This is a genomic window from Maribacter sp. (assembly GCF_016744255.1).
GTDB lineage: Bacteria > Bacteroidota > Bacteroidia > Flavobacteriales > Flavobacteriaceae > Maribacter_B.
On record NZ_JADGES010000053.1, the window covers coordinates 1 to 23417 of the forward strand.

The window sequence follows — 23417 nt, forward strand, 5'->3', positions numbered from 1 at the left end:
CTTATATACCTTAAATGGATATATTAAGTAGTAATAAGATATTAAACTAAGGGTTCCTAAAATTATAAAGAGTGCCAAAAAATTAGGCATTGTATTAGAATAACGTGTAACAAAACCTTCTAAAAAACCTGCTGCAATGGTAAAAGGAAAAGTACTGATTACTATTTTTATACTATCGCGCATTCCTCTTTTAAAAGAATTCATTCTTGAGAAGGTTTTAGGAAATAAAATACTAGCTCCCAAAAGAAAACCAGCAGCTCCTTCTATAACAATTGCAAAAATTTCCATAGCACCGTGAATCCAAATTCCTTTGGCACTTTTCCAAAAAACATCTTGCTGCTCAAAGAAATATTGAAATGCACCTAGCATTATACCGTTTTGCAATAGCACATAGCCTGTCCCTATACCACCAGTAACACCAAAAGCAAAACTAGTTAAGCCCACTTTTAAATTATTAAAAGTAATGCCGATAAAACTACCCCAATTACTACCGCTTTTATAAATCGCAACTGGATCTCCGTTTTCTATATTTTGTAGCGTTTCATTTACATAACTATCTCCAAGAATTAAACGCACAAAAGTGTCATCATTAGCAGCAGAAACTACGCCAACCAAAACAGCTACTAGGAAAAAAGAAAAAGAATACAAAAGGTATCTTCTATATTGGTATAATAATAATGGGACTTCTACTTTAAAAAAATGTACAAATACATTCGTTTCTTCTCTTTTCGTTTGATAAATTTTCTGGTAAACTCGTACTGCAAGATTATTAAGATATGTTACAAGTTTACTTTTTTTGTAGTAAGTTTGGGCGTACGCTAAATCATTAATTAAGTGCAAGTATAAATTGGCCAAATCATCTGGGTTATCGACTTTTTTTTGTTCAATGGCCCTTTCAAATTCTAGCCATTTTTCCTTATTTTGTCTTATGAAGGCAATTTCTCTCATGCTTAACAAATAAAATCATATAATGGCAGAAATACAAATTACAACTACTCAAAATGTGACCATAGCTTTTACAGCTGCTGAAGTAGGAGAACGTATTTTAGCATACTTTATTGACCTCGTAATTAAAATTGCATATGTAAGTATCGTTATTGCTCTTTTTAGTAGCATTTCTAGCTCAGGAGGAATAGGGATAGAGGAAAGTTTTGACACTGACCCTTGGAGTGTTATGGCCGTTATAATTGTTTTGGGAGCTCCTGTGTTTTTCTATACTATAGTATGTGAATCTTTACTTTTAGGCCAAACTATTGGCAAAAAATTAGTAAAAATACAAGTGGTAAAAATTGATGGTTACCGCGCTACTTTTTTAGACTTCTTTATTCGATGGGTAATGCGTTTTGTAGATATTAATATTTTTTCTGGCGTAATTGCTTTAGTCTCTATAGGGAGTTCTAAAAACCACCAACGATTAGGTGGTATGGCTTCTGGAACAGCAGTAATTACATTAAAAAACAAAGTGAATATTAGCCATACCATATTGCAAGAAGTGGCAGACAACTATAAGCCTACCTACCTTTCCGTTATTAAATTATCGGATAATGATGTGCGAATTATAAAAGAAAATTTTTTAAGAGCAAAAAAAACAAATGATTTTAAAACCATTCTACTTTTAAAAGAAAAAATTATTGGGGTAATAGATGAAAAACCAAATGAAGATGTAACTGCCGAAAACTTTATAAAATGCATTCTCAAGGATTACAACCATTTTACAAAGAATATGTAAACGGTACTTTTATACTTCTACTGAACCAATATCTTGAATTTCATTATCTACAGGTTGCTTGGGATTTAATCCATATAGGTTAGAATTATATTCGCCATCTGTACACATTAAGACCAAAAACCAAATGCCGCCAATAATTGGAATACAACGAACAAGCATATACCATCCACTTTTACCTTGATCATGTAGCCTACGAACTGTTAATGCCAGCCCAGGTATTATAATTGCCAAAACATAAATTCCCAAAGGATACATTACATAGTCTTCCGAACCTAATACTGCTCCTATAAATACTATACCAACAACAATAAGAGCATTGAAAAGATTAAACATCCAATATTCTTTTCGTCTAGATCTTCCAGAAAAGTCTGCATATTTACTAAATGCCATTGCATACCAATTCATACGAGTTATTTTTAGTTGAAACATAAAAGAGGTAAAACAAATGTATCACCTCTTTAATTTTATAGTATAATTATTTAGGATTCTGACACCCCAATATCGTTTAACTCACTATTCGGGTTCTTCGGATTAACACCATATTTATTATCTCCATCTTCACTATCAGTACATAGTACAACCAATAACCAAATGACCCCAATTATCGGTATTAAAATAATAAAAAAGAACCATCCACTCTTACCTACATCATGTAGTCTTCGGACAAGAACCGCTAAACTGGGAATAAAAACCCCTAAGCTATACAGCGTATTAATACCATATCCTTCAAAACCTAAGGCAAAATAATCTACTGCATATAATAAATAACTAATAATAGTACTAATAAGAACGAACATCCAATATTCTTTTCTTCTAGATCTACCAGTAAACTCTGCGTACTTTTTAAGTACCATTAAAAACCATTCCATACTCTTTTTTTTAGGTTATCGTTATTTATAAAAATTTAAAACGTATTAAAAATTAAAAAATTATTAAAATTTTAGTTTAAATAAAAAACCTCCCCATCATTGAAGATTAAAGGAGGCTTTTATGACTAATTAAAAAACCTATTATTAAGCTATACTCTGAATTACTTCTTTTTTAGCTTCTTTTTTACTCCCATCAGAACCTTCTACACCACCTACGGTAGTATACTTCATTACAAAGCGTTTATTAGGGTTTATTATTTGGTATGCATACTGACACATTACTGCCGCCTCATGAAAACCAGAGAGTATCAATTTTAATTTACCTTCGTAAGTATTAACATCGCCTATGGCAAATACACCTGGTATATTTGTTTGGTAATCCTTAGCATTATTCACTTTAATAGCATTTTTTTCAATCTCTAACCCCCAACCCCCAATTGGGCCAAGTTTTGGAGACAAACCGAATAATGGAATAAAATTATCTACTTCTAAAATAGTATCTTCTTTATCTGCATCTTTATGCTTAATCAATACAGATTCTAAAACATCTTCTCCGTTTAAACCTTTTATTTCTGCCTCTGTATATAATTTTATTTTACCAAATTTGGCTAATTCTGCCGCTTTTTCTACGGAATCTAAGGCACCACGAAATTCGTTTCTTCGGTGCACTAAAGATACCTCTGAAGCTATATCCGCTAGAAAAATAGACCAATCCAACGCAGAATCTCCACCACCAGCAATTACCACTTTTTTATCGCGGTATACTTCTGGATCCTTAATCATGTAAGCCACCCCTTTATCTTCAAAATCTTGAATATTAGGTAAAGGTGGTTTTCTCGGTTCAAAAGAACCCAAACCTCCTGCAATAACAACTACTGGTGCATTGTGCTGTGTTCCTTTATTTGTGGTTACCACAAAAGAACCATCTTCTAACTTATCTAACGTTTCTGCTCTTTCTCCTAAGGTAAATCCCGGCTCAAATGGCTTAATTTGCTCCATTAGATTACTAACTAGATCTCCGGCCAAAATTTCTGGAAATGCAGGAATATCGTAAATAGGTTTTTTTGGATAAATCTCCGAACACTGCCCTCCAGTTTGTGGAAGGGCATCTATTAAATGTGTTTTTAATTTTAATAATCCCGCTTCAAATACGGTAAACAAACCTGTTGGCCCCGCGCCAATTATTAATATATCTGTCTTTATCATTTTAATCTAACTTAATTCTTGTATATATGTATTTGCAGCTTCTTTCAATGCCGCTCTATGTTTTACTACTTCTCCTATAATAATAATTGCTGGGTTTTTCAGCCCTTCTTTAACCACAACCTCCAGTATATTCGCTATTGTACCTATACCTAACTTTTCATTTTCGCGAGTTCCATTTTGGATAATTGCTATTGGTAAGTTTGGCTTTCCTTCCTTCTTAAAAAGGGATACTATTTCTAGCAGTTTACTCATTCCCATTAAAATAATCACCGTTGCACTAGATTTGGCAGCTAAGGCAACATCTTCCGATAAGACATGATTTTTCGTAGTTCCTGTAATTACCCAAAAACTCTCTGAAGAACCTCTTTTTGTAACTGGAATATTTTGCGATGCTGGAACAGAAACCGATGAAGAAATACCTGGCACTACAGCTACCTCCACTCCATGTTTTGCAGCATATTCCATTTCCTCTGCTCCACGACCAAAAACAAAAGGATCTCCTCCTTTTAATCGAACTACTTTCCCATGACTTTTAGCTCTACTAACAATAAGCTCATTTATCTGGTCTTGTTGATACGAATAACAACCTCTCCTTTTTCCGACAAAAATATGTTCTGCATTGGGAGCATATTCCAACAACTTTATATCTACCAAAGCATCATACAAAACAACATCTGCATCTTGTAATGCTTTTGCTCCTTTGATGGTTAGCAAATCTACATCACCAGGACCAGCACCAACTACAGTTAAAAGTCCGCTAGGATAGTTATTATATGTTTTACTTTGTGTATCCATCCTATTACACTTGCGCCAATTCTTTTTCTCTAAAAGCTTCAATCGCTTTTAAAAAATCTTTTGCATCTTGTAAGTACTTTATCGCAAAATCTTGTGTTGGATCTTGCTTATTTAATTGCAATACTAATTCATCAAAAGAAGTTGCTAAATCTATTCTATCGGATGCCACAAAGGTTTTATCAAAATCTTTTATGATTCCTATATGTGTGTTTGTTTTTACATTTTCTGAAGTTAATATTGCCTTCGCGGTATTAACCATAGAAGAATAAGAATAGTAAATACTCGCTGCCCATTTACTATCTTCCAAAGCTACTTCTGCAGTTTCTATTTTTTCCTTACTATCAAACAAAAGCGTGGCAATTAAATCTATAACTACACCTGCACATTCTCCTACACCAATTGCCTTTACATATTCTTCTGAGTTTCCCCAGTCAATAAAATCTTCTGCTGTTAAATTATCTACAGCCGTTAAATGTTTTAGAAAGTCGTAGAAGTAATGCTCTCCTTTATCCACATAATAATCTGCAAAAGATGCTCCGTTTCCATTAGCTTCAAAATCATTCAGAATTAAACGCAATGCTTCTGGTCCTCTTTTACTTGGTATTTTTACTACTTTATCTGCAAATCTGCCTTCTCCATCACCAATATTACCACCGCCCAACAAAACTTGTAATGCTGGTGCTACTAATTTATTTTTTGTTCTAACAGACATGCCTTGAAAGCCAATATTTGCCATATTATGCTGCCCACAAGCATTCATACATCCACTAATTTTAATAACCACATCTGGATTATTAATATAGTCTGGATATTCTGCTTTCATTACTCTTTCTAACTCTTCTGCTATACCCGTACTGCTCGAAATACCTAAATTACAAGTATCTGTACCCGGGCATGCCGTAATATCTATTGCCTTATTATAACCAGCTTCTACAAAGCCTAATTTTTCTAATTCTGTATAGAAAAAAGGAACTAATTCTTCTTTTACAAACGGAATTATAAAATTTTGACGTAATGAAAAACGAACCTCATCGGCTGCGTATTTTTCTACTAAATCTGCTAACTGGCGTGCTTTATCTATATAGAAATCTCCTAAAAGAACTTTAACACCAATAGCTACATAGCCTTTTTGTTTTTGAGGGATTATGTTCGTAGACTTCCACTCTTCAAATACTTTTTGGTTCGCTATTTCTACAGCAGGAGCTTCTACATTTGCAATCTTATATGCTGGATACGCATCGGCATCTATCTTAAAGCTCTGTACAGGAACTGCTTTTTGTTCTTGCTCTAGTAATTCTTTAAAGCCATCTAAACCAATATCTTTTAATAAAAATTTTAAACGTGCTTTAGCTCTACTTTTACGTTCTCCGTATCTATCAAAAACACGAACAACACCATCCATTAAAGGAATTATTTTATCTGAAGGCAAAAAAGAATATAGCTCATCTGCATGACGCGGTTGCGAGCCTAAACCACCACCTAACATAACTTTAAAGCCTCTTACTCCATTTTCTATTTTAGCTATAAAACCTAAATCATGCATATAAGAAAGTCCCGTATCTGCATCGGTAGCAGAGAATGAAACTTTGAATTTACGCCCTAACTCTTGACTGATTGGGTTTCTAAGGAAATATTCAAAAATTGCTTGTGCATAAGGAGAAACATCAAAAGGTTCATCCATATCAATACCTGCAGTTTCACTAGCCGTAACGTTACGTACCGCGTTACCACAGGCTTCTCTCAAAGTTATGTCTGATTTTTCTAGCTCTGCCCATAACTCTGGCGTTCTATTTAAATCTACATAGTGAATCTGAATATCTTGGCGTGTAGTTATATGCAAGCGCCCCGTAGAGTACTCTTCAGAAACATCCGAAATTCGTCTTAATTGCTCTGAAGTAACTTTACCATAAGGTAATTTAATACGTATCATTTGTACGCCTTCCTGGCGTTGACCATAAACACCACGTGCTAAACGTAGGCTTCGGAATTTTTCCTCATCTAACTTTCCATTATGAAACATTTCGATTTTATTGGCTAAATCGATAATGTCTTTTTCTACAACTGGATTCTCAATTTCTGATCTAAAACTTTGCATTATTGTGCGCCCCTCCTAACCTCCCTTTCGGGAAGAACTCAAAATATGGGTCTTTGGAGTTGTTACCTTGTTGTTATTTACTCTTGAATAAAGCCTGCGCCTACCGTGTTATTCGATTGACTATCTATTAAAATAAAGGAACCGTTAGTTCTATGATTTTTAAAAGCATCAAAGAAAATTGGCTTGTTTAATTTAAAAGTTACTTTGGCAATATCATTCATTCCAAGAGCATCTATACTCTCATCTATTCCGGAATAGTCTGGATTAATCCTATGATGAACACAATCTACTTTAGCCAATACTTTATTTACACCATGTTGAATTACATATTTATTGCCGGCCGCTAATTTCTGCGAATCCATCCAAGAAATTGTTGCTGTAAATTGTTTGTCTATAGTTGGTAAATCATCTGCTTTTACTAACATATCTCCTCTACTAACATTTATCTCATCTTCTAAAGTTATAGTAACCGAAGATCTTCTAGATGCTGTTTGGAATTTTTTATCATTAAAATAAATGTCCTTAATTTTTGATTTGGTTTGCGATGGTAATGCAACAACGGCATCTCCTACACTTAATTCTCCTCCATAAACCTTCCCTGCAAATCCTCTAAAATCATGAAATTCATCTGTCTTAGGACGAATTACATATTGTACTGGAAATCTTGGTGTACCGGCATTAGAAACAGCTGCTAAATCCAAAGCTTCTAAATGCTCTAATATAGTTCCGCCTTTATACCAAGGCATCTTATCTGTAGTATTTACAACATTATCTCCTTTAAGTGCGCTTACCGGAATAAATGTAATATTCTGATTTTCGTAATCTCTTTTACTCATTAGCTCCTCAAAATCTGCTTTAATAGCATTATAAGTTTCTTCTGAATAATCTACCAAATCCATTTTATTTATTGCAACAACTACTTCCTTAACACGAAGTAAATTATTGATGAAAAAATGACGATTTGTTTGCTCTATAACCCCTTTACGAGCATCTATTAAAATAATTGCTGCTTGCGATGTTGAAGCACCTGTTACCATGTTACGGGTATATTCTACATGACCAGGAGTATCTGCAATAATGTAACTTTTTTTCGCTGTGGAAAAATATATATGAGCAACATCTATAGTTATTCCTTGCTCTCTTTCTGCTACTAAACCATCTGTTGCTAAAGAAAAATCTAAATAATCATACCCTTTTTGCTTACTGGTTTTTTCAATAGCTTCTAACTTATCTGTTGTTAATGATTTTGTATCGTATAGTATTCTCCCAATTAAGGTGCTTTTCCCATCATCTACACTACCTGCGGTTGCTATTTTTAGTACTTCCATTCTTTTATTAACTGTTGGCTATTTGCTCTTGGCATTTAGCTCTTTTAATATTATTTTTTTATTTTTGCTAAAGGCTATTAGCCAAAAGCTAAAGGCAAAATTTGCTTCTGCAAATTTTAGAAATACCCTTGTTGCTTCCGTTTCTCCATTGCTGCTTCGGACCTTTTATCATCGATACGAGCACCTCTTTCCGAAATTGTAGAATCTCTAATTTCTTGTACTACGGATGATATATCTGAAGCTTCTGAAAATACTGCTGCGGTACAACTCATATCGCCCACCGTTCTAAAACGAACCATACGCTCTATTACTTCTTCATCTTCTTCTTGATACACATAATCGGAATGCGACCAGATTAATCCATCTCTTAAAAATATTTTCCTTTTGTGCGCAAAATAAATAGATGGAATTTCTATCTCTTCTTTTTCAATGTAAGACCAAACGTCTAATTCTGTCCAATTAGAAATTGGAAAAACACGAACGTTTTGTCCTAGTTCTATTTGTCCGTTCAACATATCGAACAATTCTGGTCTCTGGTTTTTTTCATCCCATTGTCCAAAATCATCTCGTACAGAAAAAATACGTTCTTTTGCTCTTGCTTTTTCTTCATCTCTACGTGCTCCTCCAATACAAGCATCGAATTTAAATTCTTCAATAGCATCTAAAAGTGTTGTCGTTTGCAAAGAGTTTCTACTAGAATACCTTCCTGTTTCTTCCTTTACTTTTCCTTGATCAATAGAATCTTGTACGTTACGAACAATAAGTTCTAACCCAAGCTCCTTTACCAATCTATCTCTAAATTCAATAGTTTCTGGGAAATTATGTCCTGTATCTATATGCATTAAGGGAAAAGGAATTTTAGCCGGCCAAAATGCTTTTTGTGCCAAACGCACTAAGGTGATAGAATCTTTTCCTCCAGAGAATAACAATACTGGTTTCTCGAATTGAGCGGCCACTTCTCTAAAAATATAAATGGCTTCATTTTCTAATGCATTAACATGTGATGTATCTTTCATCTTCTTATATTTTTAAGTGTGCAAACCACACTCTCTATTTTCTAATACTTTTGTTGGGTCAAAATATTTATGCTCGTTTGGCAAATTATGTTCTCTTAAATACGCATCTAACTGTGTATCTTCCCAATGATAAAACGGACTTACTTTTAATACTCCGGCTTTACTTACACTAAAAATATCTAAGGTATTACGTAGTGCTGTTTGTCCTTTTCTTAAATTCGTAAACCAAACATCTGGTTTATGCTCTTGCATAGCTCTACCAAATGGCTCTAATTTTACTTGCTCCGTAAAAATTGCATGATTTGGGTCTTCTATTCCAGGTATTCCCATAACCGCATCTCTATGCGAAGAGGTTTGCTTAGGCACATATAAATGTATATTTAAGCCTAAAGTTGCTATTAATTCCTCTGCATGCTTATAGGTATTTGGTGTGTTATAACCTGTATCGCACCAAATAACCTTAGTGCCTCTATTCACTTTAGTTACCGCGTGCAAAATATTAACCTCATACGGTCTAAAATTAGTAGTAACCACCGCATTTTCTGCCTGCTCTAAAGCCCAAGAAACAATCTCTCCAGGGGATGCTTCTGCGAACTTTTTATTCCACTCTACTATTATTTCTTCTGTATATTTCATTATACTTATTCTTATTATTTACCCCATTTTATCCCATTCCAAATACGCTCATGGAAAAAATACAACACCATTTTAGTTAAAAAATCTACAGATGCAATAGAAGCTGCAATTACTATTTCCCCTGTTAAGATGTAGGAAACAATTAAGGTATCTAACGTACCTATAACTCTCCAACTTAATGCTTTTGCTATACTACGAATAGGTTTTTCTGATTTCTTATCATCATCAAACTTACTTTTAGTGGCATTTTTATCTAAAATCAACTGATCAGCAATCATTAAATTATTATTTTTCTATTACCCTATTGATTTAATAGGATAAGCAAAAGTAATATTATATTTGAATCTAAGACGTTAATAATTCTTCAATATTACTTTTACCCTATAGATTTAATAGATTAATAAAAAATTACAGAAAAAATTAAGAATAATGAACTCAAAAAGCCCAAAATCCAAAAATAAAATATTATTAAAATAAAGGTAAGTCTATATAAATGGGTTACTTAAGGATATCTGCCAAGGTATTATTACGGTATACTTGCAACGTACTATCTCTTATTTGTAGCATTAACTTGTTAACAGAACATTTGTGCTCGTTTGGGCAATCTTCACATTTTTCGTAGAAATTAAGACTTACACAAGGCACCATTGCAATAGGACCTTCTAATACGCGCATTACATTGGTCATTAAAATATCTTCTGGCTCTTTAAGTAAATAATATCCTCCTCCTTTTCCTTTCTTAGAACCTAAGAATCCATTCTTTTTTAAGGTAAGTAAAATGCTTTCCAAAAACTTTTGAGAAATATTTTCTTGTTTAGCTATTTCAGCAATTTGCACGGGAACTCTGTCCTTTTGAGCTGCCAAAAAAGTGAGCGCTTTTAGTCCGTATTTTGTTTTTTTAGATAGCATTAGGCTAAGATAATGAATTTAACACTTTTTAATTTTTAATTATGAAAACCTTATGTAAAACAAACTTAATCTAAGATTACATTCGCATTGCTATTAAAATCAATCATTACCAAAAGTACCAAGTTTACTTCAATGATGACACCATTCTATTAAAACTAAAGGATAGACTAATTGCTTATGAAATTTTTGAAAATATTAGTATTCCTATGTACATCTCAATTAATTAATGCTCAAACCAATGATGTTCTTAATTCTAAAAAAACAACTACAATTGGTGCATTTCTAGATATCTATGTAATAGACCTTTATGACGGATTAGATGTTGGCAGCACTATTTCTTATACCAGAGATTTCTACAGCAAAGGCAAGCATTATTTTGCATACAACCCCTCTTTAGGCTTTTTTAATTCAATAGATACGGAAAACCGTTACATTTTGGGTCTAGGCGCCCAATATCGATTCGAGCCAACTAAACGTTCGAATATTAGGGTAAATCTTGGCGTAAACTATATTCTAACTAAATTCTTATATGATCGGTTTGAATATAATGCCCAAAATGAACCTGTAGAACAGAAAAATTTAAAAAGTAATTTCGGCCCCTCAATAGGACTACAATACAGTTATGATGTTTTCAGAATAAAATCGGTATCCATTGCGCCAGTTCTTGGTTACAAATTAATAAAATTAGACGGAGGTAAATATTCAAGAATAACCGAGGGCTTTTCTCCGAGTTTTTCTTTAGGAATTATATGTAAATTTTAAAAGTAGATGAGGAAAATTAAAAACTATACTGTTCTAATAATTACTTATTTGATAGCTTACTCATGTTCGGTAAAAGAGGATATACCTGCAGAACTAACGAATAACAATTTATCATCAGATATCGATATTGCTATTGACGACATCTACAACAACCACAAAGACAATTTAAATACAATAGGTCTCTCTATTGGGGTTTTAAAGAATGGTGAAACTCACTTTTATGGCTACGGCGAAACAAAAAAAGGAAGTGGTATTATTCCTAATCAAAATACGTTTTATGAAATTGGTTCTATTTCTAAAACCTTTACCTCAATTTTAACAGTTAACATGCTATTGCAACAAGGATTGGACATTGAAACAAGCCTAAGATCCTATTTACCAGAAGATTTACCCACCTTAAATAGAAATGGTATTGAGGTGAATTTTAAACATTTACTAACACATACTTCTGGTTTAGGCCGTATGCCCAACAACTTTAATAATTCTAAAAATGCTGGCAAAGAATTTGCATCATATGACAAACGTCTGCTATATTCATATATAGAAAATGCAAGACTACACGCCGACCCCTTTACTCAATTTTTATATTCTAATGTAGGTATGGGAATTGCAGGTACTATTTTAGAACGGAATTATGAAATTGATTTCGGTAAGGTACTTGAACAAGAACTTACCCTACCTATAGGACTAACAAATACCACCGCTTATTTTGAAGATACTAACGCTGAATACTGGGCAACTGGTTACAATTATAGAGGCAAAGAAACGGACTATTGGAAAACATTGAATGCATTAGATGGTGCTGGTGTAATTAAATCTACAGCTTCAGATTTATTAATTTATGCGCAGGCAAATATCAACCCACCAGAAACACAACTTGGTGATGCTATTCGATTGACTCATGAAGCCTACTTCAAAGAATATGAAACTGATGACTATGGAAAAAGACAAAATTGCCTAGGTTGGTTTGAATATGAAGCTACCAATTTACCAGATGAAACCTTTCTTCGACATGATGGCTTAACAGCAGGTTTCCACTCAGAAATACTAATCAATCTAGAAAATCAAACAGCAGTAACTTTACTATTTAACAAAAGTTCAATTAATTTCGAAGGAAGAGAAGCTTTTATTTCAGAATTACTACAACTACTTTCTGAATAAAAAATCAGAATAGATTTTACCTCAGCGCCTGCTTAATATCTGCAATAATATCTTCTATATGCTCCAAACCAACAGAAACACGTACAGAACCATCCGTAATACCAGATTCTAAACGTTCCTCTACAGTGAGTTTACTATGTGTTGTTGATGCTGGGTGCGTTACAATACTTCTAGAGTCCCCAAGATTGGCAGATAGAGATAACATTTTTATACTATCAAAAAACTCTTTACCTGCTTCTATTCCTCCTTTTACTTCAAAAGCAACTACACAACCCCCTGCTTTCATTTGCTTTTTAGCGATCGCATACATAGGGTGCGATTTTAAGAAAGGGTATTTTACCCAACCTACCTTAGGGTGCCCTTCTAAAAATTCTGCCAACTTCAATGCGTTTTCACAATGACGATCTACGCGTATTGCCAAGGTCTCTAAACTCTTGGTTAAAACCCAAGCATTAAAAGGTGACAATGCCGGCCCTGTAATTCTTGCAAAACGATATACTTTGTCTACCAAATCTGCACTACCAACAGTTACTCCTGCCAAAACTCTTCCTTGCCCATCCATTAACTTGGTTCCAGAATGTATTACCAAATCGGCTCCAAATTTTATTGGTTGTTGTAAATATGGGCTAGCAAAACAGTTATCTACTATAAAAATAAGTCCGTGTTTTTTAGCTATTCCCCCTAATCTCTCTAAATCTAGCACATCTACCCCTGGGTTAGTTGGCGATTCTGCATATATAATTTTAGTTTGGGGTGTAATCATTTTCTCTGCCGCATCTAAATCATCAATAGGAAAATAACTACTGCTTACTCCCCATTTTGGCAAAAATTTAGTGAACAATGTGTGCGTAGAACCAAATATGCTCCGTGCCGAAAGAATATGATCTCCAGAATCTACTAATGCTGCTAGGGTAGAAAATACAGCCGCCATACCAGATGCAAAAGCAAATCCGCTTTCTGCTCCTTCCATCTTACAAACCTTTTCAATAAATTCGTTGGAGGTAGGGTTAGAATATCTAGAATAAATATTACGCTCTTTTTCTTCCGCAAATGACGCTCGCATATCCTCTGCATCTTCAAACACAAAACTAGACGTAAGGTACATTGGCGTAGAATGTTCTAAGAATTGAGAACGTTCTGTTTGTGTTCTTATAGCCTCTGTTTCAAACTTTTTCATGTCTCTCATTATTATTTGGCTTCAGCTACGCTCAGCTACCAGTAATTTAACTCTTGGTAATTGAGCGTAGTCGAAATTAATTCTTTTCTACAATTCTTAATATATCTCCGAAAACTCCTCTTGCTGTAACAGCTGCGCCAGCTCCTGCTCCTTGAATAACCAATGGATTTTCTCCATAAGATTCTGTATAAATCTCAATAATAGAGTCCGACCCTTTTATCTGCCCTAAGGCACTTTCTTTAGGAACAGAAACCAGTTTTACATCTAAAATTCCTTTTTCTTCCTGAAGGTTTCCATGCAAATCCCCTACATAACGCAATACATGATCTGGTTTTTGGTTCTTTTTTATTTCATTAAAGGTATCATCTAACATAGCAAGATTATCTAGAAAATGACTGGTATCTCCACTTTGCAATAATTCTGGAATAAGGTTCTGAATTTTAACATCCGAAAATTCATTACACAACTCTAACTCCCTAGCTAAAATCAATAATTTTCTACCCACATCATTTCCAGATAAATCTTCTCTAGGGTCTGGCTCTGTAAACCCTTTTTTCATGGCATCTTTTAAAATAGCAGAAAAAGGAACATTCACCTCTGAAAAAGTATTAAATATATAACTTAAAGAACCCGAAAAAACACCTTTAATTCTGGTGATATTTTCTCCAGATAAATGTAACAACTTAATGGTATCTATTAAAGGTAACCCTGCCCCTACATTAGTCTCATACAAATACTGCTTTTGGTTCTTAATTAATTCTTCTCTTAGTAATTGGTAATAATCAAAACCTAAGGTATTGGCTATTTTGTTTGATGAAACGATATCGAATCCATTCTCTACAAAATCGAAATACTTAGCCACAAAATTTTCACTAGCCGTATTATCTACTACAATTAAATTTTCTAAATGATGCCTCTTCGCAAAATCGAAAATGGTATTAATTGTATAGTCTTCCCCTTTTTCATTAATTAAAGATTCCCAGTTTTTAGAAACTCCTTTCTTATTTAAAAGTGTTTTTTTAGAATTTGCGACAGCAAATACTCTAAGATCTAATCCTTTACGTTTTTCAATATTTTTGGCAGATTTTAATATTTGATCAATTAAAGTCCCTCCCACATTTCCATGCCCAAAAACTGCTATATTAACCTTTTTACTTATCCCAAATATCTGCCCGTGCATAACATTTAAAGCTTTATGCAAATCGGTTTTTTTAACCACCAAACTCACATTCTTCCCTGTAACCGTATTGTTAAACAATAATGGAATAATCTGGTTCTTTATTAAAGAATTGTATGGTTTATGGAATGTACTTAAATCTTGCCCAACAATAGAAATCACAGAAACATCACCAACCACAGTAATTCTATTTACATCTTTAGAGGTGTAATCATGTGTAAACTCCCTATCTAAAGCTTGCTTTGCTTTTTGCGCTATGTCTGCATCTACCACCAAACCAATACCTCTTTCAGAAGAACCTTGCGAAACAATACTAACACTAATATTACTATCTCCTAAGGCTTTAAAAATACGAGCATCTACACCGACTTTACCCAGCAAACCTCTCCCTTCTAAATTTATTAAGGCAACTTTCTCTATTACGGAAATAGATTTTATCCCTTCTTTACTAGTCTTTGCACTTATTAAGGTTCCTTCATTATCGCTCTTAAATGTATTTAAAATACGTAAAGGAATATTCTTTTCTATTAGCGGAATAATGGTTTTAGCATGTAAAATAGTGGCTCCAAAGTTTGCTAATTCATTAGCCTCACCATACGAAAGTTCTGAAATTCGTTTAGCATCTTCCACAAAATCTGGGTTCGCTGTAAAAATACCATCTACGTGCGTATAGTTTTGAAGTTCTCCGGCATCTAAAAAATTAGCTAATAAAGCCGCAGAATAATTACTGCCATTTCTTCCTAAAGTAGTAGTTTCTCCTTTTAAAGTAGCCGCGATAAAACCTGTAAATACAGATACTGTTCCTTTCGGAAGCAAAGCAAATTCTCTTACCACATTTTCTTTAGAAACAGTTTCTAAAACACTGGCGTCTCCATAATTTTCGTCTGTTTTAATGAGGTCTCTAGAATCCATCAATTGTGCTTTTACCCCTTTTCCTATTAACAATTTTGTAATAAGTTTGGCCGAAATTAACTCGCCATAGGCTAAAACCTGATCCTTAATTTTTGCACTGTAATCTCCCAACAAAGCAACACCCTCATACAATTGAAATAAACCCGCAAACTCTTTAGAAAGGTTTACGTTTTTATACGTGTGTGTTTGGTATTTTTCAAAAGCTTCAAAATCTTTTGCATAACTCTTCCCCGCAGCAGCTTTATCCAATATAAGCTCTAATTTATCTGTAGCTTTTTCTCTTGCAGAAAGCACAACTGCTATCTTTTCTCCTTTATCTACCTTATTAGAAATAATATTTAAAACATACCCCAAGCCTTCTCCATTACTTAAAGATTTACCTCCAAATTTTAATACCTTAATTTTAGATATATCTTCATCCGCATTAAAAATATTATTTAACAATTTTTGCATTTGGTCAAACTCTAGCAAAAAAGCATCATGCCCATGTAAAGATTGAATTTCTCCGTAGGTAACATTACTATTTGCTTGAGCTATCTGCTTAAATGTTTCTCTATTTTCTTTGGCCGTAAAAAACAAATCAGAATCTACCCCAATAATATGAATATTGGTCTCACTATTTTGCAAAACTGTAAAGGCCTCTTCTCTACCTCTGGTTATATCTATAGTTTTAAGAATCTGATTCATTAATTTATATGCAGACAACTGAAAACGTTCTTTTAGTTTCTCCCCATGATGCGTTAACCAACTTTCTACATTAAAAACCTGTAATTCTTCATTGGTACTGCGTTTAAAACGCTCATTAAAAGATTCTGGCGTTCTATAACACAACATTGCATGCATACGAGCATCATGTACAGGTTGCTTTGAATTGATTAAAAACTGTTCTTGTATTTGGCAATTACCTATTAACCAATCTGTAGATTTCCAATCGGACGCTACGGGAATTAGATGCTCTGTTAAATTAGGATTTAATGCTGCCATTTCCCAAGCAATACCACCACCCATGGAACCACCAATGATTGCGAATAAATTAGTAACCTTAAGAGCTTTAAGCCCTAGCAAAAAAATGTTTGCTACATCTCTCGCTATAAAATCTTTGTAATTTTCTATTACAAAACCATCGTACCCATTTCCAGGAACATTAAAAGCCAAAATAGTATATCTACTAGTATCTATACATTTTCCTTCCCCAACAACAGAAGACCACCAGCCATCTTTTCCTGTGACATTAGAATTACCGGTTAAAGCATGGTTTACCAATACTATTGGCGCACTATGCAATGGTTGCCCAAATAGTTGATACGATAGCGATATGTCTTGAAACACACCGCTATAGGTTTTATAATTATCAATAGTAAGATGTAACATCTGGTATTTTATTACTTAATTAAACTCTTTAGTTTACTGCGGCAAAAGCTTGTTCTAAATCAGCTTTTAAATCTGAAATATCTTCTAAGCCTACAGACAAACGTATTAAATCTTGGCCCACTCCGGCATCTGCTTGCTGTTCTACCGTTAACTGTTGGTGCGTAGTACTGGCCGGGTGAATTATTAATGATTTTGTATCTCCTATATTAGCAAGTAAAGAAAATATATTGGTAGCATCGGTTACTTTTTTAGCCGCTTCGAACCCGCCTTTAACACCAAAAGTTACCAATCCACTTTGTCCTTTTGGAAGGTATTCTTTTGCTAAATCGTAATACTTACTGCTTTTTAATCCTGGATAATTTACCCAAGCTACCTCTTCTCTACCCTCTAACCAAGTTGCCAATTCTAAAGCATTAACACTGTGCTGTTTTATTCTTACGTTCAATGTTTCTAAACCTTGAATAATCTGAAATGCGTTATATGGACTTAGTGCTCCACCAAAATCGCGCAACCCTTCTAAAATTAATTTAAAAGTAAATGCTGCTGCTCCTAAAGCTTCACTATATACTAATCCGTGGTACCCTGCACAAGGCTCCGTAAACTCAGGGAATTTTCCATTTGTCCAATCAAAAGTCCCAGCATCAATTATTGCTCCTCCTAAAGAAGTTCCTTGCCCTCCGATATATTTAGTAAGAGAGTGAATTACAAGATTTGCTCCGTGCTTAATTGGGTTTAACAATGCAGGAGAAGCTACTGTATTATCGACTATAAAAGGAACCTGTGCCACTTTTGCTTGTTTAGAAATTCCTTTTAAATCTAACACATCTAATTTTGGATTTCCTAAAGATTCTACAAAAAATGCTCTGGTATTATCTTGTACCGCTTTTCCAAAACTATCCGGATCCGATGCGTCTACAAAAGTTGTAGTAATACCTAATCGTGGTAACGTAACATTTAACAAATTAAAAGTACCTCCGTACAAACTGCTAGAAGCTACAATATGATCTCCTGCCTTTAACAAGGTTAACAAACCTGTAGAAATAGCCGAAGTACCTGATGCAAAAACTACAGCACCAACACCACCTTCTACAGCTGCTAATCTATTTTGTAGTATTTCGTTAGTTGGGTTATTTAAACGTGTATAAATAAATCCCAACTCTTTTAACGCAAATAAATTTGCTGCATGATCTGTATCCTTAAAAACATAAGAAGATGTTTGGTAAATAGGTACTGCCCTAGTCCCTGCTGTTTGTGTGGTGTCATGCCCAGCATGTAATGCGTTTGTAGAAAATTTTTGATTACTCATGATTTTGATTTTTTAATAGTTGTTACATTAATTAAAAAACTCAAACCCCAAAAAATGCCGACCTTTTGCATTTAGGAAAATCAAAGAGTTAAAAAGAAATTGGAAAGTTGCTACATAAAAATAGCTTATTTCGTTATCTGCCTTAAAAATCATAACTTGATTTTCTGGTAGAATTTAGCACCTTCTTTGCATAACAAAGGGTTGCTAAGGTTTCAAAGGGTCTAATCCCTCCACCTTTCTTGATAACAATTCAATACGTGTTTGAACTTTTGAACTACAAATATATACTCGGAAAATTTAATTCTCCTACTTTTTTTAATAAAAAAACAAATTAGCTCTTTTATTTAATAATCTCGACTATGGCTTTAGCACCGAAAATTCAATGCTAGAGTCTGTAAAAACGGTATGTGTCTGCGTTTTAAAATCTTCTTCTTCTGCTTTAAAAATATTATCTACATACGTCTGCGGATTTAAATCTATAAGTGGAAACCATGTACTTTGAACCTGTACTTGCAACTTATGTCCCTTTTTTATGGTATGAAAAACATCTTGCAACTTAATATTTACCTCTGTTTTTTTATTTGGTGTAAATGGCTCTGGATTTGTAAAACTATTCCTAAACCTTCCACGAAGCACTTCACTACGAACCATCATATGGTAATTGCTCATTTTTAAATGCTTTTGCATATCTTCATGACTAGGCTCATCTGCGGGATGAACATCAATCACTTTTACAATCCAATCTGCAGAAGTTCCTGTAGTGGCAACTTTTAATTTTGCTAAAATATCTCCTGCAAGTGTTACATCTTGTTCCAGGATCTCTGTTTCATACACCAATACATCGGAACGACGAGCAGCAAAACGCTGGTCATCTGTCATATATTTTCTTGGTGTAAAAACCGATTTTACATCTTCGGAATATGGCACTGGCTTATTAACATCACTAATAAATTTCACTTCTTTTTCAACTCCCTTTTCTACACTTAAAACTTGCTGATCTGATAAGAAAAATTCTTGTTTCTGTACTCCTTTTGGAGGCCAACTATCATAAGTCTTCCAATCTTTACGCCCAGAATCGAACACATAAGCTTCTGGCAAACCGCTATTATGATCTCCTTTTCCTTTTAGGAAATGATTAAAAAATTTTGTTTCTATTTTCTCTTGAAAAAATTCCGAAATAGAGTCTCCAAAATAATAATTACCCACTATATTTTTTCCTCTTCTACGAGCCCATGCGCCATGGTCCCAAGGGCCAAAAACAATGGTATTGTAATTCTCTTTATTATATTTTTCTATATTCTTATAAGTTTCTAATGGCCCGTATAAATCCTCGGCATCAAACCAACCACCAACTACCATGGTTGCTACACTAGATTTCACATCTTTTAAATGCTGAATTAGCCCTCTACTCTTCCAAAGTGCATCGTAATTAGGGTGTTCTTTTAACTCATTCCAAAAGAAATCATCTACCATATCACCTGTTCCCATTCTAGGAGTATCCTCTGTTCCGTATTGAAAAAACGAATTTAAATTCTTTAATGGTCCAGCATCTAAAAAGAACTGGTACTGATCTTCCGAAGGTAATTTTGGTAACGAATACCAAGCCGTATCAATTGGCTGGTCTCCATTAGGCCTTTTAGTACCAAAAAGTGATGTTGCTCTAAAATAACTCAGCATATACGCGCCGTTATGATGAAAGTCATCGAAAAAGAAATCGCCAATACATGCTTGTGGCGAAGCAGCTTTTAAAGCTGGGTGGGCATCTACAGTAGCATAGGTTGAATAGTATCCAGGATAAGAAATTCCCCAAATACCCACCTTGCCGTTATTGTGCTCTACGTTATTTACCAACCACTCAATAGTATCATAAGTATCAGAACTTTCATCTATATCTTTATCTGTTTTTTTATTGGGAATATACGCTCGCATATTTTCATAAGAACCTTCGCTCAACCAACGACCACGAACATCTTGATACACCACAATATTACCCTCTTTCATTAAGTGAATATTAGGGCTTATATTTTTTTTAAATTCTCCTTCTCCATAAGGTCTAGAACTATATGGGGTTCGCTGCATTAAGATTGGATATTCTTTTGAAGTGTCTTTTGGCGTATAAATAGTGGTATGCAGTTTTACGCCATCTCGCATATTAATTTCAACCTGCTGCTTTGTGTAATTATCTTTTACATAAGTCTCTTGCTTAGGGAGCGTTATTGTTTCTTTACAAGATGCAACAACTAGTGCTAAAATTAATAGCCAAATTTTACTTTTCATATTTTCAATTAATTAGTCGCCTAAATTTACTAAAACAAAAAAGAACCCGTTAAGGTTCTTCTTTTATAATCTTAAAAAAATATTTTTATTATAAGCTAAAGGCTTCTTTTACTGCCTCAACCATATCTAATTTCTCCCAAGTAAACAACTCTACTTCTTTCTCTACTCTACCATTATATGGGGATTCAAAAATCTTAGTAATAGTTTTTGGCTCTTTCCCCATATGCCCATACGCTGCAGTTTCTAAATAAATAGGGTTACGTAATTTTAAACGTTCTTCTATAGCAAACGGACGCATATCAAACAACTTAGCTACTTTTTCTGCGATAGCCCCATCAGTTAAATCTACATTTGCTGTTCCATACGTATCTACGAAAATAGAGGTTGGTTCTACCACACCAATAGCATAACTAACTTGTACTAATATTTCATCAGAAACTCCTGCTGCTACTAAATTTTTAGCTACATGCCTTGCAGCATAAGCAGCACTTCTATCTACCTTACTTGGGTCTTTTCCGCTAAAAGCACCACCACCATGCGCTCCTTTTCCTCCATAGGTATCTACAATTATCTTGCGTCCTGTTAAACCTGTATCGCCATGTGGCCCTCCTATTACAAATTTGCCTGTTGGGTTTATATGATATGTGATTTTATCATCAAACAAGGTCTGGATATCTACTGGCAATTGTGCCTTAACTCTAGGCATTAAAATAGAAACTAAATCTTCTTTAATTTTTGCAAGCATTGCTTCATCATCAACATTAAAAGAATCATGCTGCGTAGAAACAACTATAGTATCTATACGTTGGGGCACATTAGCATCGGAATACTCTATAGTAACTTGCGATTTAGCATCTGGCCTTAAGTACTTAATTTCTTTATTCTCTCTTCTTAACTCGGCTAAAACCTGAAGAATTTTATGCGATATATCTAACGCCAACGGCATAAAATTTTCCGTTTCTTTAGTCGCATAACCAAACATCATTCCTTGATCCCCTGCCCCTTGCTGCTCTTTTTCTCCCCTATCTACTCCTTGATTAATATCTTGCGATTGTTCGTGGATAAGAGATATTACACCACAAGAATCTCCACTAAATTGGTATTCTCCTTTTGTATACCCTATTCTATTTATGACCTCTCTAGCAATGTTCTGCACATCTAGATAGGTGTTACTCTTTACCTCTCCGGCTAGCACTACTTGCCCCGTTGTAACAAGAGTTTCGCAAGCCACTTTACTTTCGGGATCAAAAGCTAAAAAGTTATCTAATAACGCATCACTAATTTGGTCTGCTACTTTATCTGGATGACCTTCACTGACAGATTCTGATGTAAACAAATAAGACATAATACTATTTTTAAAAGGAAGAAATGCTACAAAACCAAATACTAATAGATAAAACACCCCAGAAATCGGGAGCATTAAAATCTGTTTTAGCATTTTTTAGAGGTTGCAAGCAGTCAAATCTTTCCTCGTAGATTGAAGATACAAAAGTAGGGCTATTCAGAAATATGTCAAAATAGATTCTATTAAAATAATTGAAACAATAATCTAAAAAAGAAAAAGCGTCTTATAAAAAACAACAAAATGCTTTTAAACGATAAGCATATTAATTCGTTTTTTTTCATAAACCTCTAAGCTACTTTTCCTTTAAAGTTTTATACAAAGGAAGAAACCAAAAGGATAAATAATAAAGCACTAAAAAGTAAATATTTTTTCATTCTTTCCTCTAATTTTTCTAAAAATTAAATTTCTTTATAGCATAAAGGCTTAATTGAGCATTGAAAATATTTTTTTCATCGGATAATGTCCTAAAGATTTTATCATGCTATTGTTATCTTGTATATTGTCGTGCATTATTTTTTCAGTAGAAATCTAACCATAAAAACATCTAAAAAATGCATATTGCTATCGCAGGAAATATTGGCGCAGGAAAAACAACTTTAACCAGATTATTAGCCAAACATTACCAATGGGAACCTCATTTTGAAGAGGTAGCAGACAACCCATATTTAGATGATTTTTATAACCAAATGGAACGTTGGAGTTTTAACTTGCAAATCTATTTTTTAAATAGTAGATACAGGCAGATTCTTGAAATTAGAGAAAGTGGCAAAAGCATTATTCAAGATCGTACTATTTATGAAGATGCACATATTTTTGCTCCCAACTTACATGCAATGGGCTTAATGACTAACAGAGATTTTAAGAACTACTCTAGTCTTTTTGAGCTAATGGAAACCCTTGTACAACCACCAGATTTACTTATTTACCTAAGAAGTTCTATTCCTAATTTGGTTAGCCAAATTCATAAACGTGGTAGAGATTACGAGAATAGTATTTCTATTGACTATTTAAGTCGTTTAAATGAACGCTATGAGGCATGGGCGCACAAGTACAACAAAGGCAAATTACTGATTGTTGATGTAGATAATTTAGATTTTGTGGATGAGCCAGAAGATTTAGGAACCATCATCAACAAAATAGATGCTGAAATTAATGGTTTATTTTAATGACTAATTGTATCCTCGCAAGCACATCTACCATACATAATGGTACATATTTAGATTATCTTTTAGATTCTCTTAAAGAATTATTTAAAGACACTGATACGGTTCTTTTTATACCATATGCTAGACCAAGCGGTATTTCTTATGAGGAATACACAGTTATAGCAAAAAAAGGGTTCAAAA

At 33.9% G+C, this 23417-nt stretch carries 21 protein-coding genes and 1 riboswitch; of the genes, 5 read left to right on the forward strand and 16 right to left on the reverse strand.

The annotated features are described in order from the left end of the window. Window positions 1–948: stage II sporulation protein M (locus QZZ51_RS10135; protein ID WP_291869232.1), on the reverse strand; the 948-nt coding region annotated here is incomplete at its 3' end. 22 nt (window positions 949–970) lie between these two features. Here QZZ51_RS10135 and QZZ51_RS10140 point away from each other — a divergent pair. Beyond that, window positions 971–1729: an RDD family protein gene (locus QZZ51_RS10140; RefSeq protein ID WP_291869234.1), complete on the forward strand. Its 759-nt coding sequence runs from the start codon at window positions 971–973 to the stop codon at window positions 1727–1729. 9 nt (window positions 1730–1738) lie between these two features. Here QZZ51_RS10140 and QZZ51_RS10145 read toward each other — a convergent pair whose 3' ends face one another. The 10 genes from QZZ51_RS10145 to QZZ51_RS10190 form a co-directional block, all read right to left on the reverse strand. Next, window positions 1739–2134 (reverse strand): DUF805 domain-containing protein, encoded by a 396-nt coding sequence (locus tag QZZ51_RS10145; RefSeq protein ID WP_291869236.1) that lies wholly within the window; start codon window positions 2132–2134, stop codon window positions 1739–1741. A gap of 74 nt (window positions 2135–2208) precedes the next feature. Further along, window positions 2209–2598 (reverse strand): DUF805 domain-containing protein, encoded by a 390-nt coding sequence (locus tag QZZ51_RS10150; RefSeq protein WP_291869238.1) that lies wholly within the window; start codon window positions 2596–2598, stop codon window positions 2209–2211. Window positions 2599–2742: 144 nt separating this feature from the next. Next, window positions 2743–3804, reverse strand: a complete 1062-nt coding sequence (locus QZZ51_RS10155) for an NAD(P)/FAD-dependent oxidoreductase (protein ID WP_291869240.1) — start codon at window positions 3802–3804, stop codon at window positions 2743–2745. 6 nt (window positions 3805–3810) lie between these two features. Further along, entirely contained in the window at window positions 3811–4599 is a 789-nt protein-coding gene (cobA, locus tag QZZ51_RS10160; RefSeq protein WP_291869242.1) for a uroporphyrinogen-III C-methyltransferase, read from the reverse strand. A gap of 4 nt (window positions 4600–4603) precedes the next feature. Further along, window positions 4604–6694 carry a nitrite reductase gene (locus tag QZZ51_RS10165; protein ID WP_291869244.1) on the reverse strand — a complete coding sequence of 697 codons (2091 nt, stop codon included), beginning with the start codon at window positions 6692–6694 and terminating at the stop codon, window positions 4604–4606. A 77-nt stretch (window positions 6695–6771) separates the two neighbouring features. After that, complete coding sequence (locus QZZ51_RS10170; RefSeq protein ID WP_291869247.1) at window positions 6772–8022, reverse strand: GTP-binding protein; 1251 nt, start codon at window positions 8020–8022, stop codon at window positions 6772–6774. Between the two features lie 116 nt (window positions 8023–8138). After that, on the reverse strand, window positions 8139–9038 hold the full coding sequence (gene cysD / locus QZZ51_RS10175) for a sulfate adenylyltransferase subunit CysD (protein WP_291869250.1): 900 nt from the start codon (window positions 9036–9038) through the stop codon (window positions 8139–8141). 12 nt (window positions 9039–9050) lie between these two features. After that, window positions 9051–9674 carry a phosphoadenosine phosphosulfate reductase family protein gene (locus QZZ51_RS10180; protein ID WP_291869252.1) on the reverse strand — a complete coding sequence of 208 codons (624 nt, stop codon included), beginning with the start codon at window positions 9672–9674 and terminating at the stop codon, window positions 9051–9053. A gap of 14 nt (window positions 9675–9688) precedes the next feature. After that, window positions 9689–9952: a DUF2061 domain-containing protein gene (locus QZZ51_RS10185; protein WP_291869254.1), complete on the reverse strand. Its 264-nt coding sequence runs from the start codon at window positions 9950–9952 to the stop codon at window positions 9689–9691. Window positions 9953–10172: 220 nt separating this feature from the next. Next, the gene (locus QZZ51_RS10190) at window positions 10173–10583 is read right to left on the reverse strand and encodes an Rrf2 family transcriptional regulator (RefSeq protein WP_291869256.1); all 411 of its coding nucleotides are present in this window, start codon (window positions 10581–10583) and stop codon (window positions 10173–10175) included. 177 nt (window positions 10584–10760) lie between these two features. Here QZZ51_RS10190 and QZZ51_RS10195 point away from each other — a divergent pair, with 177 nt between their 5' ends. Further along, entirely contained in the window at window positions 10761–11345 is a 585-nt protein-coding gene (locus QZZ51_RS10195) for a hypothetical protein (RefSeq protein ID WP_291869258.1), read from the forward strand. A gap of 6 nt (window positions 11346–11351) precedes the next feature. Next, entirely contained in the window at window positions 11352–12506 is a 1155-nt protein-coding gene (locus tag QZZ51_RS10200) for a serine hydrolase domain-containing protein (RefSeq protein ID WP_291869259.1), read from the forward strand. Between the two features lie 16 nt (window positions 12507–12522). Here the strand turns inward: QZZ51_RS10200 and QZZ51_RS10205 are convergent, their stop codons facing one another. The 5 genes from QZZ51_RS10205 to metK form a co-directional block, all read right to left on the reverse strand. Continuing rightward, entirely contained in the window at window positions 12523–13692 is a 1170-nt protein-coding gene (locus QZZ51_RS10205; RefSeq protein ID WP_291869261.1) for an aminotransferase class I/II-fold pyridoxal phosphate-dependent enzyme, read from the reverse strand. 67 nt (window positions 13693–13759) lie between these two features. Next, window positions 13760–17143, reverse strand: a complete 3384-nt coding sequence (gene thrA, locus QZZ51_RS10210; protein ID WP_291869263.1) for a bifunctional aspartate kinase/homoserine dehydrogenase I — start codon at window positions 17141–17143, stop codon at window positions 13760–13762. 28 nt (window positions 17144–17171) lie between these two features. Next, window positions 17172–18449, reverse strand: a complete 1278-nt coding sequence (locus QZZ51_RS10215) for an O-acetylhomoserine aminocarboxypropyltransferase/cysteine synthase (protein ID WP_291869265.1) — start codon at window positions 18447–18449, stop codon at window positions 17172–17174. Between the two features lie 130 nt (window positions 18450–18579). Further along, a riboswitch (SAM riboswitch) is annotated at window positions 18580–18698 on the reverse strand. 108 nt (window positions 18699–18806) lie between these two features. Beyond that, window positions 18807–20726, reverse strand: a complete 1920-nt coding sequence (locus tag QZZ51_RS10220; protein WP_291869267.1) for a CocE/NonD family hydrolase — start codon at window positions 20724–20726, stop codon at window positions 18807–18809. Between the two features lie 88 nt (window positions 20727–20814). Beyond that, on the reverse strand, window positions 20815–22071 hold the full coding sequence (gene metK / locus QZZ51_RS10225) for a methionine adenosyltransferase (protein WP_291869271.1): 1257 nt from the start codon (window positions 22069–22071) through the stop codon (window positions 20815–20817). A gap of 551 nt (window positions 22072–22622) precedes the next feature. Here metK and QZZ51_RS10230 point away from each other — a divergent pair. Both QZZ51_RS10230 and QZZ51_RS10235 read left to right on the forward strand, forming a co-directional pair. Then, window positions 22623–23237, forward strand: coding sequence for a deoxynucleoside kinase (locus QZZ51_RS10230; protein WP_291869269.1), 615 nt, complete (start codon window positions 22623–22625; stop codon window positions 23235–23237). Continuing rightward, window positions 23237–23417, forward strand: a 181-nt coding sequence (locus QZZ51_RS10235) for a Type 1 glutamine amidotransferase-like domain-containing protein (RefSeq protein ID WP_366511967.1), incomplete at its 3' end; no start/stop codon positions are given. The genes QZZ51_RS10230 and QZZ51_RS10235, both read left to right, overlap by 1 nt.

Bases quoted from the DNA above. Each gene is read 5' to 3' on its own strand.
- QZZ51_RS10220 (WP_291869267.1), bottom strand. From the start codon at position 20,726: ATGAAAAGTAAAATTTGGCTATTAATTTTAGCACTAGTTGTTGCATCT.
- QZZ51_RS10190 (WP_291869256.1), bottom strand. From the start codon at position 10,583: ATGCTATCTAAAAAAACAAAATACGGACTAAAAGCGCTCACTTTTTTG.
- QZZ51_RS10185 (WP_291869254.1), bottom strand. From the start codon at position 9,952: ATGATTGCTGATCAGTTGATTTTAGATAAAAATGCCACTAAAAGTAAG.
- cysD (WP_291869250.1), bottom strand. From the start codon at position 9,038: ATGAAAGATACATCACATGTTAATGCATTAGAAAATGAAGCCATTTAT.
- QZZ51_RS10165 (WP_291869244.1), bottom strand. From the start codon at position 6,694: ATGCAAAGTTTTAGATCAGAAATTGAGAATCCAGTTGTAGAAAAAGAC.
- QZZ51_RS10205 (WP_291869261.1), bottom strand. From the start codon at position 13,692: ATGAGAGACATGAAAAAGTTTGAAACAGAGGCTATAAGAACACAAACA.
- QZZ51_RS10140 (WP_291869234.1), top strand. From the start codon at position 971: ATGGCAGAAATACAAATTACAACTACTCAAAATGTGACCATAGCTTTT.
- QZZ51_RS10180 (WP_291869252.1), bottom strand. From the start codon at position 9,674: ATGAAATATACAGAAGAAATAATAGTAGAGTGGAATAAAAAGTTCGCA.
- QZZ51_RS10230 (WP_291869269.1), top strand. From the start codon at position 22,623: ATGCATATTGCTATCGCAGGAAATATTGGCGCAGGAAAAACAACTTTA.
- QZZ51_RS10215 (WP_291869265.1), bottom strand. From the start codon at position 18,449: ATGAGTAATCAAAAATTTTCTACAAACGCATTACATGCTGGGCATGAC.
- thrA (WP_291869263.1), bottom strand. From the start codon at position 17,143: ATGTTACATCTTACTATTGATAATTATAAAACCTATAGCGGTGTGTTT.
- QZZ51_RS10145 (WP_291869236.1), bottom strand. From the start codon at position 2,134: ATGAATTGGTATGCAATGGCATTTAGTAAATATGCAGACTTTTCTGGA.
- QZZ51_RS10150 (WP_291869238.1), bottom strand. From the start codon at position 2,598: ATGGAATGGTTTTTAATGGTACTTAAAAAGTACGCAGAGTTTACTGGT.
- metK (WP_291869271.1), bottom strand. From the start codon at position 22,071: ATGTCTTATTTGTTTACATCAGAATCTGTCAGTGAAGGTCATCCAGAT.
- QZZ51_RS10200 (WP_291869259.1), top strand. From the start codon at position 11,352: ATGAGGAAAATTAAAAACTATACTGTTCTAATAATTACTTATTTGATA.
- QZZ51_RS10155 (WP_291869240.1), bottom strand. From the start codon at position 3,804: ATGATAAAGACAGATATATTAATAATTGGCGCGGGGCCAACAGGTTTG.
- QZZ51_RS10170 (WP_291869247.1), bottom strand. From the start codon at position 8,022: ATGGAAGTACTAAAAATAGCAACCGCAGGTAGTGTAGATGATGGGAAA.
- cobA (WP_291869242.1), bottom strand. From the start codon at position 4,599: ATGGATACACAAAGTAAAACATATAATAACTATCCTAGCGGACTTTTA.
- QZZ51_RS10195 (WP_291869258.1), top strand. From the start codon at position 10,761: ATGAAATTTTTGAAAATATTAGTATTCCTATGTACATCTCAATTAATT.